This is a genomic window from Bordetella genomosp. 1 (assembly GCF_002261335.1).
In the GTDB taxonomy this organism is placed as follows: domain Bacteria; phylum Pseudomonadota; class Gammaproteobacteria; order Burkholderiales; family Burkholderiaceae_B; genus Bordetella.
Map to the genome: position 1 here is coordinate 965,280 of NZ_NEVL01000001.1, position 13,489 is coordinate 978,768.

Sequence of the window (13,489 nt, forward strand, 5' to 3'; positions counted from 1 at the left end):
CATGAGCACACACGATTACGATGTGGTGGTGGTGGGCGGCGGGCCGGGCGGCTACGTGGGCGCGATCCGCGCGGCGCAGCTGGGCCTGCGCACCGCGCTGGTCGAGCGCGAGGCGCTCGGCGGCATCTGCCTGAACTGGGGCTGCATTCCGACCAAGGCGCTGCTGCACAGCGCGGCCGTGCTGCGCACCTGCCGCGACGCGGCCGCCGCCGGCGTCAGCATCGCGGGCGCGGTCGAGGCCAATCTCGCGGTGATGGTGCAGCGCTCGCGCGGCATCGCCGGACAGCTCGGCCGGGGCGTGGCGCATCTGTTGAAGAAGCATGGTGTGGCCGTGATCGAGGGCGAGGCGCGCTTCGGCGCCGGCGCCGCGCTGCAGCTGGCCGACGGCACCGCCCTGCGGGCGCGCCACGTGGTGCTGGCCACCGGTGCGCGAGCCCGCGTGCTGCCGGAGCTGCCGCCGGGCGAACGGATCTGGACCTATCGCGAGGCCCTGGTGCCGCGCGCCGTGCCGGCCAGCCTGGTGGTGGTGGGCGCCGGCGCGATCGGCATGGAGTTCGCGTGCTTCTACCGCGCGCTCGGCAGCGCCGTCACCGTGGTCGAGGCCGCCGCGCAGATCCTGCCGCAGGAAGACGCCGAGATCGCCGCCGTGGCGCGCAAGGCCTTCGAGGCGCAGGGCATCCGCATCCACACGGGCTGCCGCGTGGCCGCGGCCCGGGTCGGCCCGGACGACGTCACGGTCACGCTGGCCGGCGCGGGCGCGCCGGCGCCGCTATCGGTGGAGCGGGTCATCAGCGCGGCCGGCATCGTCGGCAACGTCGAGGGCCTGGGCCTGGAACACACCGCCGTGGCGGTGCGCCACGGCCATATCGTGACCGACGCGCTCGGGCGCACGGCGCAGCCGGGCGTCCATGCCATCGGCGACGTCGCGGGCCCGCCCTGGCTGGCGCACAAGGCGAGCCACGAGGCGGTGCTGTGCATGGAGGCGATCGCCGGCCTGCCGGTGCACGGGCTGGACCCGCGCCGCATCCCGGCCTGCACCTACACCTTTCCGCAGGTGGCCAGCATCGGCCTGACCGAGGCGCGCGCCGAGGCCTGGGCCCGCGAACACGGCCGCGCGCTGCGCATCGGCCGCTTCCCGTTCGCGGCCAACGGCCGTGCGCTGGCGGCGGGCGAGGGCAGCGGACTGGCCAAGACGATTTTCGACGCGGCATCCGGCGAACTGCTGGGCAGCCACGTCGTGCATGCAGAGGCCTCCGAACTGATCGGCGCGCACGCTGTGGCGATGGGGCTGGAAGCCACCGAGGCCGACCTCATGGCGAGCGTCGCCGCCCACCCCACGCTGGGCGAGGCCCTGCACGAGGCGGTGCTGGCCGCGCAGGGGGTGGCGCTGCATGTCTAGGATCCAACGCCGTTTAGGGAAATTCCCAATTCGGGATCGGGGCACGTCCATTAGACTGGGGCGGCTCTGGTCCAATTCGATACATCATATATCATATATTTGAATGGCCCGCGGTGAAGGGTGAGGCAGTTTTCCACACAAAAACAGGAGCGAGACATGTTCAAAGTGAAGAAACTGGCGCTGGCAATCGGCGCGTGCAGCATCATGGTCAGCGGCGTTGCGCTGGCCGACATCAAGGTGGGAGCCCTGTTCCCGTTCAGCGGCGGCCTGGCCCTGCTGGGCCAGGAAAGCTATCGCGGCCTGGAGCTGGCCGTGAATGAGATCAACGCCGCGGGCGGCGTGAACGGCGAGAAGATCCAGATCATCAAGGCCGACGCGGTCGATCCCACGCAGGCCGTGTCGGAAACCAAGCGCCTGACCTCGTCGGGCGTCGTCGCCGTGTTCGGCAGCTATGCCTCGGGCGTGTCGTATGCCGCCTCGCCGGTCACCGAGCTGGCCGGCATTCCCTACTTCGAGCTGGGCGCCACCGCCCACAAGATCACCACGCGCGGCTACAAGTACCTGTTCCGCAGCAACCCCAACACCGCCCTCTACGGCGTGTCGGTGGTGAACGCGCTGCACGAGACCATCGCGCCGGGCATGGGCCTGGATCCCAAGAGTATCAAGATCGGCATCATCCACGAAGACGGCCCCTACGGCACCGACGTGGCCGCCACCGAAAAGAAGCGCGCCGCCGAGCTGGGCTACAACGTGGTCGAGGTGCTGCCGTATTCGGCCAAGACGGTCGATCTGTCGTCGCTGATCCTGCGCCTGAAGGGCGCCGGCGTGAACGTGGTGCTGCAGACGGCCTACCAGAACGACGCCATCCTCTACTTCAACCAGGCCAAGTCGGCCGGCTTCACGCCCAAGGTCGTGATCGGCGCGGGCGGCGGCTACTCGCTCGCCGACACCGCCAAGGCGGTGGGCCCGGGCATGAACGGCGTGTTCGACCTCGACTTCCCGCAGGCCTCGATCAATCCGGCCGGCGCGCCCGGCCTCGACAAATTCCTCGAGGCCTACAAGACCACCTACAAGAGCGATCCGCAGTCGGGCCACAGCCTGACCAACTACGTGGGCGCCAAGGCCTTCTTCGAGGCCATCGGCAATGCCAAGTCGACCGACGCCGACAAGATCCGCGCCGCCGTGCTGGCCTACAAGAAGCCGGCCGGCCAGAGCGCCAACGGCTGGGGCTTCGACTTCGGCGAAGACGGCCAGAACAACGCCTCGACCTTCTACGTCATGCAGTGGCAGGACGGCAAGCTGGTCACCATCGGGCCCAAGGATCTGGCCCTGGGCAAGCCGATCTTCAACAAATAAAAAACGACAAACAGGAATGCCGGGGGCTGCCGCGGGCGGCGCCCGGCCATTCCATGCTTGCGAGGCAGCACAATGGATATATTCATTCAATTGCTCATCAACGGGCTGTTGCTGGGCGGGGCCTACATCATCATCAGTCTCGGCCTCACGCTGATCTTCGGCGTGGTGCGCGTGGTCAACTTCGCGCACGGCGAGTTCCTGATGGTGGGCATGTACCTGGTCTACCTGATCGCCACCCACCTGGGCGTGCATCCCTACGCCGGGCTGATCCCGGTGGTCGTGATTCTCTTCGCGCTGGGCGCACTCACGCAGCGGCTGATCATCCAGCCCCTGCTCAATTCCGACGAGCACATCCAGATCTTCGCCACGGTCGGGCTGTCGACCATCCTGTTCAACCTGGCGCTGGTGGTGTTCGGCGCCAACGTCGTGCGCGCGCCGGCCGAACTCGGCACCGGCGTGATCTCGGCCGGCGGCTTCACGCTGGTGAGCGGCCAGGTCATCACGTTCCTGGTGGCGATCGCGCTCACCGTGCTGCTGCACCTCTTCATGCACCACACCTATCTCGGCCGCGCGCTGCGTGCCGTGGCACAGCACCGCTACGCGGCGCTGCTGATGGGCGTGAACGTGAACGCCGTGTACGTGATCGCCTTCGGCCTGGGCACCGCCTTCGTCGGCGTGGCGGCGGGCCTGCTGGCGCCGCAGTATCCCGTGTTCCCCACCGTGGGCACCTATTTCGTGCTGACCGCGTTCGTGATCGTGGTGCTGGGCGGCCTGGGCAGCCTGTATGGCGCCGTCGCCGGCTCGCTCATCATCGGCGTGGTGGACACGCTCGCGGGCTACTACATCGCTCCGGATCTCAAGGAGGTCGTGTACTTCGGCATCTTCCTGTTGATTCTCGTCCTGCGGCCGACCGGCCTGTTCGGCAACGTCACGGAATAACAAGGAGACCGACGTGCTACCCGATATCCGCAGCCCCAAAACCTACGTCAGCCTCATCCTGCTGACCGTCATGTTCATCGTGCCCGTCGTGGTGGGCACGGCCTTCTGGCTCAACCTGTTCGTCCTGCTGTTCGTGTTCGCCGCGCTGTCCACGGCCTGGAACATCGTCGGCGGCTACGCCGGCCAGCTCTCGCTCGGCCACGCCGTGTTCTACGGCATCGGCGGCTACACGGCCACGCTGCTCACGCAGAACTTCGGCATCTCGCCCTGGATCGGCATGCTGCTGGGCGCCGTCATCTCCGGCCTGGTGGCGGTGGTGATCAGCTACCCCACGCTGCGCCTGAAGGGCCCGTTCTTCGCGCTCTCCACCATCGCGATCCTGGAAGTGGTGCGCCTGCTGGTGATCCACGAGGAAAGCTGGACCGGCGGCTCCAGCGGCATCTCGCTGCCGCTGAACATCGGCTGGACCTGGATCGTGTTCCGCGACAAGGTCAACTACCTCATCATCGCCTTCGCGCTGTTCCTGCTGGTGCTGTGGGTGTCGTGGCTGATCCGCAAGTCGCGCGCGGGCCACTATCTGATCGCGATCCGCGAGCGCGAGGAAGCGGCGCGCGCGGTGGGCGTGCATACGGTCAAGATGAAGATCATGGCGGCGGTGGCCTCGGCCATGCTGACCAGCCTGATCGGCACCTTCCACATCACCTACCTCACCTTCGTCGATCCGGCCTCGGCCTTCTCGCTCGAGCTGTCGATCCAGATCGCCATGTTCGCGCTGATCGGCGGCCTGGGCACCGTGGCGGGCCCGATCGCCGGCACCTTCCTGGTGTTGCCGATTGCCGAGTTCGCGCGCGGCTGGCTCTCCAGCGTGGGCAACGGCATGCACGGCGTGGTCTACGGGGCGATCCTGGTGCTGGTGGTGCTGACCATTCCGCGCGGCCTGGCCGGCGCCTTCGGGCCCGCCATCGAGCGCTGGCTGGCGCGCCTGCCGTATCTGGGCACGCGCAAGCAGATCGCGGCGCTGCCGCCCGCGGCCACGGGCACCCAGAGCCTGAACCGCGACACGCCGGTGCTGCACGCCAAGAATCTGTTCAAGAACTTCGGCGGCCTGCGCGCCACCAACGACGTCTCGCTCACGCTCTACCAGAACGAGATCCTGGGCATGATCGGCCCGAACGGCGCGGGCAAGACCACGGTGTTCAACCTGATCTCCGGCTTTCTCGCGCCCGACAAGGGCACGGTGACGCTGCTGGACCGCGACGGCGCCTGGGTCAGCTGCAAGACGCCCGACGAGCTGGCCCACAAGGGCATGGGCCGCACCTTCCAGATCGCGCGGCCCTTCACCGGCCTGACCGTGCTCGAGAACATCATGCTGGGCGCCTTCATCAAGACCCGCAACCGCGACGAGGCCGAGCAGATCGCGCGGCGCGTGGCCGAGCAGACCGACCTGGTGAAGTCGCTCGACACCGAGGCGCGCAATCTCACCGTGGGCGGCATGAAGCGCCTGGAAGTGGCGCGCGCGCTGGCCACCCAGCCGAAGATCCTGCTGCTCGACGAGGTGATGGCGGGCCTGAACCCGGCCGACATCGAACGTGCCATCCAGATGATCCGCCGCATCCGCGATTCCGGCGTGTCGATCCTGCTGATCGAACACATGATGCAGGCCACCATGGCGCTGTCGGATCGCATCATCGTCATCAACGAAGGCGCCGTGCTGGTCAGCGGTCATCCCAAGGAGGTGGTGGAAAACCCCGCGGTGATCGAGGCCTATCTCGGCAAGGAGTACCAGGATGCTTAAGGTATCTGCACTGAGTTCCGGCTATGGCAAGACGCAGGTCCTGAACGACCTGAGCTTCGAGGTGAGGCCGGGCGAGATCGTGACCCTGATCGGCGCCAACGGCGCCGGCAAGACCACGACCCTCAAGGCCCTGTGCGGCGTGATTCCGGCCACGCAGGGCAAGGTCGAGTTCGACGGTCACGACCTCACCAACCGCACGCCCGCGCAGATCGTGGACGCCGGCATCACGATGGTGCCGGAGGGGCGCCAGCTGTTTCCGTCGTTCACCGTGCGCGACAACCTCGTGATGGGCTCGTACAAGCGCGCCGCGCGCGCCGACGCCGCCCGGCGCCTGGAAGAGGTGCTGGCGATCTTCCCGCGCGTGCGCGAACGTCTCAACCAGCACGCCGGCTCGCTGTCGGGCGGCGAGCAGCAGATGGTGGCGATCGCGCGCGGCATGATGGCCGAGCCCCGCCTGCTGGTGTTCGACGAGCCCTCGCTGGGCCTGTCGCCGCTGCTGGTGCAGCAGATGTTCGACGTGATCCGGCGCGTGACCGAACACGGCGTCACGGTGCTGCTGGTCGAGCAGAACGTATTCCGCACCCTGCGCCTGGCCGATCGCGGCTATGTGCTGGAGAACGGTTCCATCGTGTTGAGCGGCACCGGCCAGGAGCTGCTCAACGATCCCCATGTGAAGCGGGCGTATCTCGGCCATTGAGGCCGGGCCGTCCAGGAGGTTGAGGCGACATGTCGCAGACGTTCAGTTTCATCGACCACGGCAAGGGCGGCGGGCCCGAGTGCCTGCAGCTCGCGCAGCGCGCGCGCGTGGCGCCCACGGGCCGCCAGGTCGAGATCCAGGTGGCCTATGCCGGGATCAATCGCCCCGAGGTGCTGCAGCGCGCGGGCGCCTATCCGCCGCCGCCGGGCGCCTCGCCGTACCTGGGCCTGGAAGTGTCGGGCACGATCAGCGCCGTCGGCCCCGAGGTGCGCGACCGCAAGGTGGGCGAACAGGTCTGCGCGCTCACGCCGGGCGGCGGCTATGCCGAGTACTGTCTGGCCGACGAGCGCCACTGCCTGCCGGTGCCGCGCGGGCTCGACCTGCGCGCGGCCGCCTGCGTGCCGGAAAACTACTTCACCGTCTGGACCAACGTGTTCGAGCGCGGCGCCCTCAAGCCGGGCGAGACGCTGCTGGTGCACGGCGGATCGAGCGGCATCGGCCTGACCGCGATCCAGCTCGCCGCGGCCTTCGGCGCGCGCGTCTGGACCACGGTGGGCAACGCCGCCAAGGCCGAGGCTTGCCGCGCGGCCGGCGCCAGCGAAACCATTCTGTACAAGGACACCGATTTCGCCGAGGCGGTGCGCACGCTCACCGACGGCAAGGGCGTGGACGTGATCCTCGACATGGTCGGCGGCGCATACATCAACCGCAACGTGCACAGCCTGGCGCTCGATGGCCGGCTGGTGCAGATCGCCTTCCTGGAAGGCAGCAAGGCCTCGATCGACGCCATGCCGATCATGACGAAGCGGCTGACGTTCACCGGCTCCACGCTGCGCCCGCGTTCCGACGAGGACAAGGGCAAGATCGGGGCGGCGCTGGTGCAGCAGGTGTGGCCGCTGCTCGAACGGGGCCGCTGCCTGCCCGTGGTCCACGCCGAGTTCCCGCTGGCCGAGGCGGCCAAGGCGCACGCGCTGATGGAAAGCAGCGCGCACATCGGCAAGATCGTGCTCAAGGTGGCGCCATGAGCGGCCTGGCCGGCAAGACCGTGCTGCTGACCGGCGCGGCCGGCGGCATCGGCGAGGCCATCGCCCGCGGCTTCGCGCGCGAAGGCGCCCGGCTCGCGCTGGTGGACTTCGACGCCGCGCGTGGCCTGGCCCTGCGCGACGCGCTGCGCGCCGAGGGTGCCGAGGCGCACTTCGCCCAGGCCGACGTGTCGACCTACGTCGCCTGCGAGCAGGCACATGGCGAGCTCACGGCCGCGCTGGGCGGCATCGACATCCTGGTCAACAACGTCGGCATCTCGCCCAAGACGCAGGGCCGCGCGCTGCGCGTATGGGAAATGCCGCCCGCGGAGTGGGACCAGGTGGTGGCGGTGAACCTGAACAGCGCCTTCTACATGGCGCGGCTGTGCTCGCCGCACATGGTGGCGCAGCGCTTCGGCCGCGTCGTCAACATGTCCTCGGTGGCCGGCAAGGCCTATTGCGACATCGTGGCCGCGCACTACGCGGCCACCAAGTCGGCGCTGCTCGGGCTCACGCGACACTGGGCGGCCGAGCTGGGCGAGTTCGACGTCACCGTCAACGGCCTGGCGCCGGGCCGCATCAGCACGCCGCTGCTGAAGTCGGTGCCGCAGGAAATCAACGACGCGGTCGCGCGCGTGACGGCGCTGCGGCGGCTGGGCACGCCCGAAGAAGTGGCCGACGCCTGCCTGTTCTTCGCGTCCGACGAGGCGCGTTTCGTGACGGGGCAGGTGCTGGACGTGGCGGGTGGCTGGCTCATGACCTGATCCCCACGGACAGGCTGGCCATACCGTGAATGCGACAGAGGAGACGAGACGATGTTCGAAGATGTGAAGTTCGCGGGCCGCAAGGTATTGATCACCGCCGGGGCCGATGGCCTCGGGCTGGAGATGGCGCGCGTGTTCAGCGCCGCCGGCGCGAACGTGTTCGTGTGCGACGTGAACGAGGCGCGGCTGGCCGACCTCCGGCGCGAGATCCCGGCCATCCACGCCGAGGTGGCCGACGTGTCGGACGAGGCCAGCGTGGCGCGTCTGTTCGAGCGGGTGCAGCGCACGCTCGGCGGCCTGGACGTGCTGATCAACAACGCCGGCATCGCCGGCCCCACCGGCCCGGTCGAGACCCTGAGCAAGACCGACTGGGACCGCACCCTCGCGGTGAACGTGACCGGCCAGTTCCTGTGCGCGCGCCTGGCGATCCCGCTGCTCAAGGCGTCGTCCGCCGGCGTGATGATCAACCTGTCGTCGGCGGCGGGCCACCTGGGCTTTGCCGGGCGCTCGGTGTATTCGGCCTCGAAGTGGGCGGTGATCGGCTTCACCAAGTCGCTCGCCATCGAGCTGGGTCAGTTCGGCATCCGCGTCAACGCGATCCTGCCGGGCGCCGTCGAAGGGCCGCGCATCCGCGCGGTGATCGCGGCCAAGGCCGCGACGCTGAACCAGCCGGTCGACGAGGTCGCCGCGCTGTATGAAAACCAGGCCGCGCTGGGCCGCATGGTGACCGCGCGCGACATCGCCAACATGGCGCTGTTCAACGCCAGCGACGCGGCCCGCAGCGTGTCCGGCCAGGCCATCGTGGTCGACGGCTTCACGCAGAAACTCTACTGAGCGGAGGACCGATGTCCACCGTCGCCATCATTGGATGCGGCCTGATCGGGCAGGGCTGGGCCATCGTGTTCGCGCGGGCCGGTTGGCAGGTGCGCCTGCACGATCCCGACGCGGACGCGCGCGCCGAGGCGCCGCGCCTGGTGCGCCAGCAGCTCGATGCACTCGAACGGCACGCCCTGCTCGATGACGCGGCCGCGGTCGCGCGCCGCGTCGAGGTCGCGGACACGCTGGCCGACGCGCTGGCCGGCGTCGACTACGTGCAGGAGAACTCGCCGGAGCGCCTGGCTGTCAAGCAGGCCCTGTTTCGCGAGCTCGACCGACTCGCGCCGCCGGGCGCCATCATCGGCAGCTCCACCTCCAGCATTCCCACCAGCGCGTTCACCGAATCGCTGCCGGGGCGCGGCCGCTGCCTGGTCGCGCATCCGGTCAATCCGCCGTACCTGGTGCCCGTGGTCGAGCTCAGCGGCGCGCCCTGGACCGACGCCGCCACCGTCGAACGCGCGGGCGAGATCATGCGCGCGGTCGGGCAGAAGCCGGTGGTGGTGCGGCAGGAGATCGAGGGCTTCGTGCTGAACCGTCTGCAGGGCGCGTTGCTGCAGGAGGCGTTCCGGCTGGTCGAGGCCGGCATCGCCAGCGCGGAAGACATCGACGTGACGGTCAAGGACGGGCTGGGCCTGCGCTGGTCGTTCATGGGGCCGTTCGAGACCATCGACCTGAATGCCCCCGGCGGCATCGCCGATTACTGCGCCCGCTATGGCGGGCTGTATGCCTCCATCGGCGCCACGCAGCGTGACTGCGTGGCCTGGGAAGGCGAGCTGGTCGACGCGCTGCAACGGCAGCGGCGCGAACAGCTGTCCGCGTCGGACCTGCCGGCGCGGCGATTCTGGCGCGACGACCAGCTCATGCGGTTGTTGCGGCACAAACGAGAGCGGAGAGACTAATGGCAAAGGCCAAGAACAAGGTCATCATTACCTGCGCCGTGACCGGCGCCATCCACACCCCGAGCATGTCGCCGCACCTGCCGGTGACGGCCGACGAGATCGCCGAGGCCGCCATCGGCGCGGCGCGCGCCGGCGCCGCCGTGCTGCACCTGCATGCGCGCGACCCGGTCACCGGCAAGCCCTCGCAGGATCCGGCGCTGTTCGAGCCGTTTCTCAAGCGCATCAAGGCCGAGACCGACGCGGTGATCAACATCACCACCGGCGGCAGCCCGCACATGACGGTGGAGGAGCGCATGCGCCCGGCCACCACCTTCGCGCCGGAAGTGGCCTCGCTCAACATGGGCTCGATGAACTTCGGTCTCTATCCGATGCTCGACCGCTTCAAGGACTTCGAGCATGCGTGGGAGCGCGAGCACCTGGAGAACAGCCGCTCGCTGGTGTTCCGCAACACCTACCAGGACATCGAGACCATTCTCAAGCTGGGCAACGCCAACGGCACGCGCTTCGAGTTCGAGTGCTACGACATCAGCCATCTCTACAACCTCAAGCACTTCGTCGACCGCGGCCTGGTGCAGTCCAAGCCCTTCATCCAGTCGGTGTTCGGCCTGATGGGCGGCATCGGCCCGCATCCCGAAGACCTGATGCACATGCGCCGCACCGCCGACCGGCTGTTCGGCCATGACTACGAATGGTCGATCCTGGGCGCGGGGCGCAACCAGATCCCGCTCGCCACGATCGGTGCGGCGATGGGATCGAACGTGCGGGTGGGGCTGGAGGATTCGCTCTGGATCGGTCCGGGCGAGCTGGCGGCATCGAACCGTCAGCAGGTGGAGAAGATCCGCACGATTCTCGAGGCGCTCAGCCTGGAGGTCGCCACGCCCGACGAGGCCCGCGAGAAGCTGGGCCTGAAGGGCGGCGGCAAGGTCAACTTCTGACGCGGCGGCCGCGCGTCAGGCGCCGGCGTGCCGGCGCAGGGCGCCGGCCAGCTCCGCCACGCTCAGCTTGCGTGGGAAGTTGTCGGCATGACGCGCCTTGAGCGAGAGCTCGGCACACAGCGCGATCTCGGCATCGTCGATCCGGGTGGCGCCGAGCTCGCGCAGGGTGCGCGGCAGGCCCACGCGGCCATACCAGTCCTGCAGCTGCGCGTGCACGCCCTCGTCGCGCGCCTCCAGGTCGAGCTGCACCAACAGGCCCAGCGCCACCTGCATGCCATGCAAGGCTTTCTCCACCCCGCCGATCTTGGACAGCCCGCGCGTGAGCGCGTGCGCGATCGACAGCCCGCCGCTTTCGAAGCCGAGGCCGCTCATGAGGATCATCGCCTCGACCGCGCGCTCGAACGCCGGCGTGGGTTGGCCGCTGCCGGCCGCGGCCAGCGCGGCCTCGCCGTCGGCCAGCAGCACGTCCGCGCAACCGTCGGCGATCAACTGAGCGGTGGCCGTGGGCGCCGCGTCATACATGTTGAGGCCGCCATTGGCCGCGCATTGCGCCGCCTCGAACTTCTTCGAGATCGCATCGCCCAGGCCGGCGCGGAAAAACACCGGCGGCGCCGTGGCCACCAGCGCGGTGTCGACGATCACCAGCGTCGGGTTGAAGAGCATGTGCTCCACGGCGAGCAGGTTGTGATGCGCGTCGTACAGCACGTAGTTCTTGCTGGTGGGCGCGTCGTTGGACGCGACCGTGGGCACGGTGACGAGATGGCGGTGCAGGTGCCGCGCCACCGCCTTGCCCGCGTCGAGCGACTTGCCGCCGCCCACCGCGATCACCATGTCGGCGCCCAGCGACTCGGCGCGGCCGCGCAGCTGCGCCACCACCGCCGGGGTCAGGTCGCCCTCGAGCACCAGCGGGTGCAGGCTCACGCCGTGGTCGGCGCACAGCTGCACCAGGCGTTCGCCCAGCACCCCGTGCACATACCCATCGATCACGAGCGCGGCGCTGCGGCCGAACAGGGCCGCCGCGCGGCCCAGCTCATCGATGGCGCCCGGACCCTGGTAATACCGGCTGGGCGCGCCAAACACCTTCAACATGTCGTCTCCTCATTTGCGGGTCGCGCGGGGAGCGGCTTCTGTCTTGGCCGCTTCCTCCGCCTGCTCTTTCTCACGTTCGATCAGCCAATCGATCATGATCTTGCCGCCCCAGCGCAGGTCGTCCTGGATGGCCCGTGCGGCCGCCTCGGGATCGCGTGCGCGCAGGGCCTCGAGGACCGCCTCGTGGCGATGGCGGTCTTCGGAGTAATTCAGGCCGGCGGTCTTGATGTGGAACACCTTGAGGATCGGACCGGTGATGACCCAGAACGACTCCACCGTGTTGCGCAGCGTCGGCATGCCGGCCGCCTCGAGGATCGAGAAGTGGAACTTGCGGTTCAGGTAGCTGGCGCGCTTGGGATCGCTGGCGGTATGGGCCAGGAAGTCGCGCTGCAGCGACACCAGGTTGTCGAGCTGGTGCGGCGTGATCTTCTTGGCGGCCTCGGCCGCGCCCAGGCCTTCGAGCTGCACGCGGATCTGCTGGATCTCCCACAGCCGTGCGGAGTTCACGAACGGCACGTACACGGCGGTGGCCGCCTGCATTTCCAGGCCCTGTTCGCTGATCAGGCGGAAGATCGCCTCGCGCACGGGCGTGATGGACACGCCGAGCTCTGCCGCGAGCTCGCCGATGATCAGCCGTTCGCCCGGCTCGTACTGGCCGTCGATCAGGGCATTGCGCAGCTCGTTGTAGACCCTGACGGAGAGGTTTTCTTTTTTTACCGGCTTGAGAGTGGTCATTGGGGGGCAGCGAGGGGTGAAGGGAAGGGGCGGCTGGGCAAGGAATTCTACTTTGCCGCACCCACATCTCGTGCAAGTGGGTATATTATATATGATATATCCTACACCACAAAGGAACAGCGCCATGACGCATGTACCGGCATATCCCACCTCGGAGGAGATCGAGAGGTTGCGGGACAAGGCCCGCTTTGTCCGACTCGAAACGATCCGGCTCATCGAGATCGCCAAGGTCGGCCACTACAGCTCCGTATTCTCGTGCGCGGAAATCTTCGCCGCGCTCTACTACGACGTGATGCAGTTGCGCCGGGGCGAGCCGCACTGGCCCGGGCGCGACCGCTTCCTGATGGGCAAGGGCCACGCCGCCGTGGGCCTGTTTCCGATCCTGGCCGACCTGGGGTTCATCGAGCGCGAGCTGCTCGACGGCTACACCCGGCTCGGCAGCCCGCTGGGCGATCACCCCGACATGAGCAAGGTGCCCGGCGTGGACTTCAGCTCCGGCTCCATCGGCCACGCGCTGTCCAACGGCGTGGGCATGGCGCTCGGCGGCCGCCTCAACAAGCTCGACTTTCACACCTTCGTGATGCTGGGCGACGGCGAGCAGCAGGAGGGGCAGGTGTGGGGGGCGGCGCTGTTCGCCGCGCACAACCGGCTCAATCGGCTGGTCGCCATCATCGACCGCAACGGCTATCAGCTCGACGGCAAGGTCGACGAGGTGATGGGCGTGGAATCGCTGGCCGACAAGTGGCGCGCGTTCGGCTGGGAGGTGCACGAGGTCGACGGCCATGACCTGGGCGAACTGACCGCGCTGCTGCGCCGGCTGCGGGCCGACGCGACGCGCGAGCGCCCGGCCTGCGTGATCGCACGCACGGTGAAGGGCAAGGGCGTGTCGTTCATGGAAACCGAGCCGGGCTGGCACCTGGGCTATCTGGCGCCGGCCGATGCCGCGTTCGCCATCGATGAAATCATGTCGCGGGAAATCTGAA

The 13,489-nt window shown here is 68.6% G+C and carries 13 protein-coding genes; 11 read left to right on the forward strand and 2 right to left on the reverse strand.

All coding sequences use genetic code 11. From position 1 onward, the window contains the following. Position 1: 1 nt before the first annotated feature. The 10 genes from lpdA (at position 2) to CEG14_RS04480 (ending at position 10,682) form a co-directional block, all read left to right on the forward strand. Positions 2-1,399 carry a dihydrolipoyl dehydrogenase gene (gene lpdA / locus CEG14_RS04435; protein WP_094825110.1) on the forward strand — a complete coding sequence of 466 codons (1,398 nt, stop codon included), beginning with the start codon at positions 2-4 and terminating at the stop codon, positions 1,397-1,399. A gap of 156 nt (positions 1,400-1,555) precedes the next feature. Then, on the forward strand, positions 1,556-2,755 hold the full coding sequence (locus tag CEG14_RS04440) for an ABC transporter substrate-binding protein (protein ID WP_094825111.1): 1,200 nt from the start codon (positions 1,556-1,558) through the stop codon (positions 2,753-2,755). Positions 2,756-2,827: 72 nt separating this feature from the next. Further along, positions 2,828-3,694, forward strand: coding sequence for a branched-chain amino acid ABC transporter permease (locus tag CEG14_RS04445; protein ID WP_094825112.1), 867 nt, complete (start codon positions 2,828-2,830; stop codon positions 3,692-3,694). Between the two features lie 13 nt (positions 3,695-3,707). After that, the gene (locus CEG14_RS04450) at positions 3,708-5,489 is read left to right on the forward strand and encodes a branched-chain amino acid ABC transporter ATP-binding protein/permease (RefSeq protein WP_094825113.1); all 1,782 of its coding nucleotides are present in this window, start codon (positions 3,708-3,710) and stop codon (positions 5,487-5,489) included. Next, a complete protein-coding gene (locus CEG14_RS04455; RefSeq protein WP_094825114.1) occupies positions 5,482-6,186 on the forward strand; it encodes an ABC transporter ATP-binding protein in 705 nt (234 codons plus the stop codon). The genes CEG14_RS04450 and CEG14_RS04455 overlap by 8 nt, the downstream gene beginning before the upstream one ends. A gap of 29 nt (positions 6,187-6,215) precedes the next feature. Next, entirely contained in the window at positions 6,216-7,211 is a 996-nt protein-coding gene (locus CEG14_RS04460) for an NAD(P)H-quinone oxidoreductase (RefSeq protein WP_094825115.1), read from the forward strand. Beyond that, positions 7,208-7,972, forward strand: coding sequence for an SDR family oxidoreductase (locus CEG14_RS04465; RefSeq protein ID WP_094825116.1), 765 nt, complete (start codon positions 7,208-7,210; stop codon positions 7,970-7,972). The genes CEG14_RS04460 and CEG14_RS04465 overlap by 4 nt, the downstream gene beginning before the upstream one ends. Before the next feature lie 51 nt (positions 7,973-8,023). After that, positions 8,024-8,806, forward strand: coding sequence for an SDR family oxidoreductase (locus CEG14_RS04470; RefSeq protein WP_094825117.1), 783 nt, complete (start codon positions 8,024-8,026; stop codon positions 8,804-8,806). Positions 8,807-8,817: 11 nt separating this feature from the next. Continuing rightward, complete coding sequence (locus tag CEG14_RS04475; protein ID WP_094825118.1) at positions 8,818-9,747, forward strand: 3-hydroxyacyl-CoA dehydrogenase; 930 nt, start codon at positions 8,818-8,820, stop codon at positions 9,745-9,747. After that, positions 9,747-10,682 carry a 3-keto-5-aminohexanoate cleavage protein gene (locus CEG14_RS04480; protein ID WP_094825119.1) on the forward strand — a complete coding sequence of 312 codons (936 nt, stop codon included), beginning with the start codon at positions 9,747-9,749 and terminating at the stop codon, positions 10,680-10,682. Before CEG14_RS04475 ends, CEG14_RS04480 begins: the two co-directional genes overlap by 1 nt. Positions 10,683-10,697: 15 nt before the next feature. Here CEG14_RS04480 and CEG14_RS04485 read toward each other — a convergent pair whose 3' ends face one another. Together CEG14_RS04485 and CEG14_RS04490 are read right to left on the reverse strand one after the other, a co-directional pair. After that, positions 10,698-11,771: a glycerol dehydrogenase gene (locus CEG14_RS04485; RefSeq protein ID WP_094825120.1), complete on the reverse strand. Its 1,074-nt coding sequence runs from the start codon at positions 11,769-11,771 to the stop codon at positions 10,698-10,700. Positions 11,772-11,780: 9 nt separating this feature from the next. Beyond that, positions 11,781-12,506, reverse strand: coding sequence for a GntR family transcriptional regulator (locus CEG14_RS04490; protein ID WP_094825121.1), 726 nt, complete (start codon positions 12,504-12,506; stop codon positions 11,781-11,783). 124 nt (positions 12,507-12,630) lie between these two features. Between CEG14_RS04490 and CEG14_RS04495 the strand changes: the two genes are divergently transcribed. Then, a complete protein-coding gene (locus tag CEG14_RS04495) occupies positions 12,631-13,488 on the forward strand; it encodes a transketolase (protein WP_094825122.1) in 858 nt (285 codons plus the stop codon). The last annotated feature ends 1 nt before the right edge of the window (position 13,489 follow it).

What these genes read in the sequence shown, in the direction of transcription:
- lpdA (WP_094825110.1), top strand. Translation starts at nt 2, where the DNA reads ATGAGCACACACGATTACGATGTGGTGGTGGTGGGCGGCGGGCCGGGC.
- CEG14_RS04440 (WP_094825111.1), top strand. Translation starts at nt 1,556, where the DNA reads ATGTTCAAAGTGAAGAAACTGGCGCTGGCAATCGGCGCGTGCAGCATC.
- CEG14_RS04445 (WP_094825112.1), top strand. Translation starts at nt 2,828, where the DNA reads ATGGATATATTCATTCAATTGCTCATCAACGGGCTGTTGCTGGGCGGG.
- CEG14_RS04455 (WP_094825114.1), top strand. Translation starts at nt 5,482, where the DNA reads ATGCTTAAGGTATCTGCACTGAGTTCCGGCTATGGCAAGACGCAGGTC.
- CEG14_RS04460 (WP_094825115.1), top strand. Translation starts at nt 6,216, where the DNA reads ATGTCGCAGACGTTCAGTTTCATCGACCACGGCAAGGGCGGCGGGCCC.
- CEG14_RS04465 (WP_094825116.1), top strand. Translation starts at nt 7,208, where the DNA reads ATGAGCGGCCTGGCCGGCAAGACCGTGCTGCTGACCGGCGCGGCCGGC.
- CEG14_RS04470 (WP_094825117.1), top strand. Translation starts at nt 8,024, where the DNA reads ATGTTCGAAGATGTGAAGTTCGCGGGCCGCAAGGTATTGATCACCGCC.
- CEG14_RS04475 (WP_094825118.1), top strand. Translation starts at nt 8,818, where the DNA reads ATGTCCACCGTCGCCATCATTGGATGCGGCCTGATCGGGCAGGGCTGG.
- CEG14_RS04480 (WP_094825119.1), top strand. Translation starts at nt 9,747, where the DNA reads ATGGCAAAGGCCAAGAACAAGGTCATCATTACCTGCGCCGTGACCGGC.
- CEG14_RS04485 (WP_094825120.1), bottom strand. Translation starts at nt 11,771, where the DNA reads ATGTTGAAGGTGTTTGGCGCGCCCAGCCGGTATTACCAGGGTCCGGGC.
- CEG14_RS04490 (WP_094825121.1), bottom strand. Translation starts at nt 12,506, where the DNA reads ATGACCACTCTCAAGCCGGTAAAAAAAGAAAACCTCTCCGTCAGGGTC.
- CEG14_RS04495 (WP_094825122.1), top strand. Translation starts at nt 12,631, where the DNA reads ATGACGCATGTACCGGCATATCCCACCTCGGAGGAGATCGAGAGGTTG.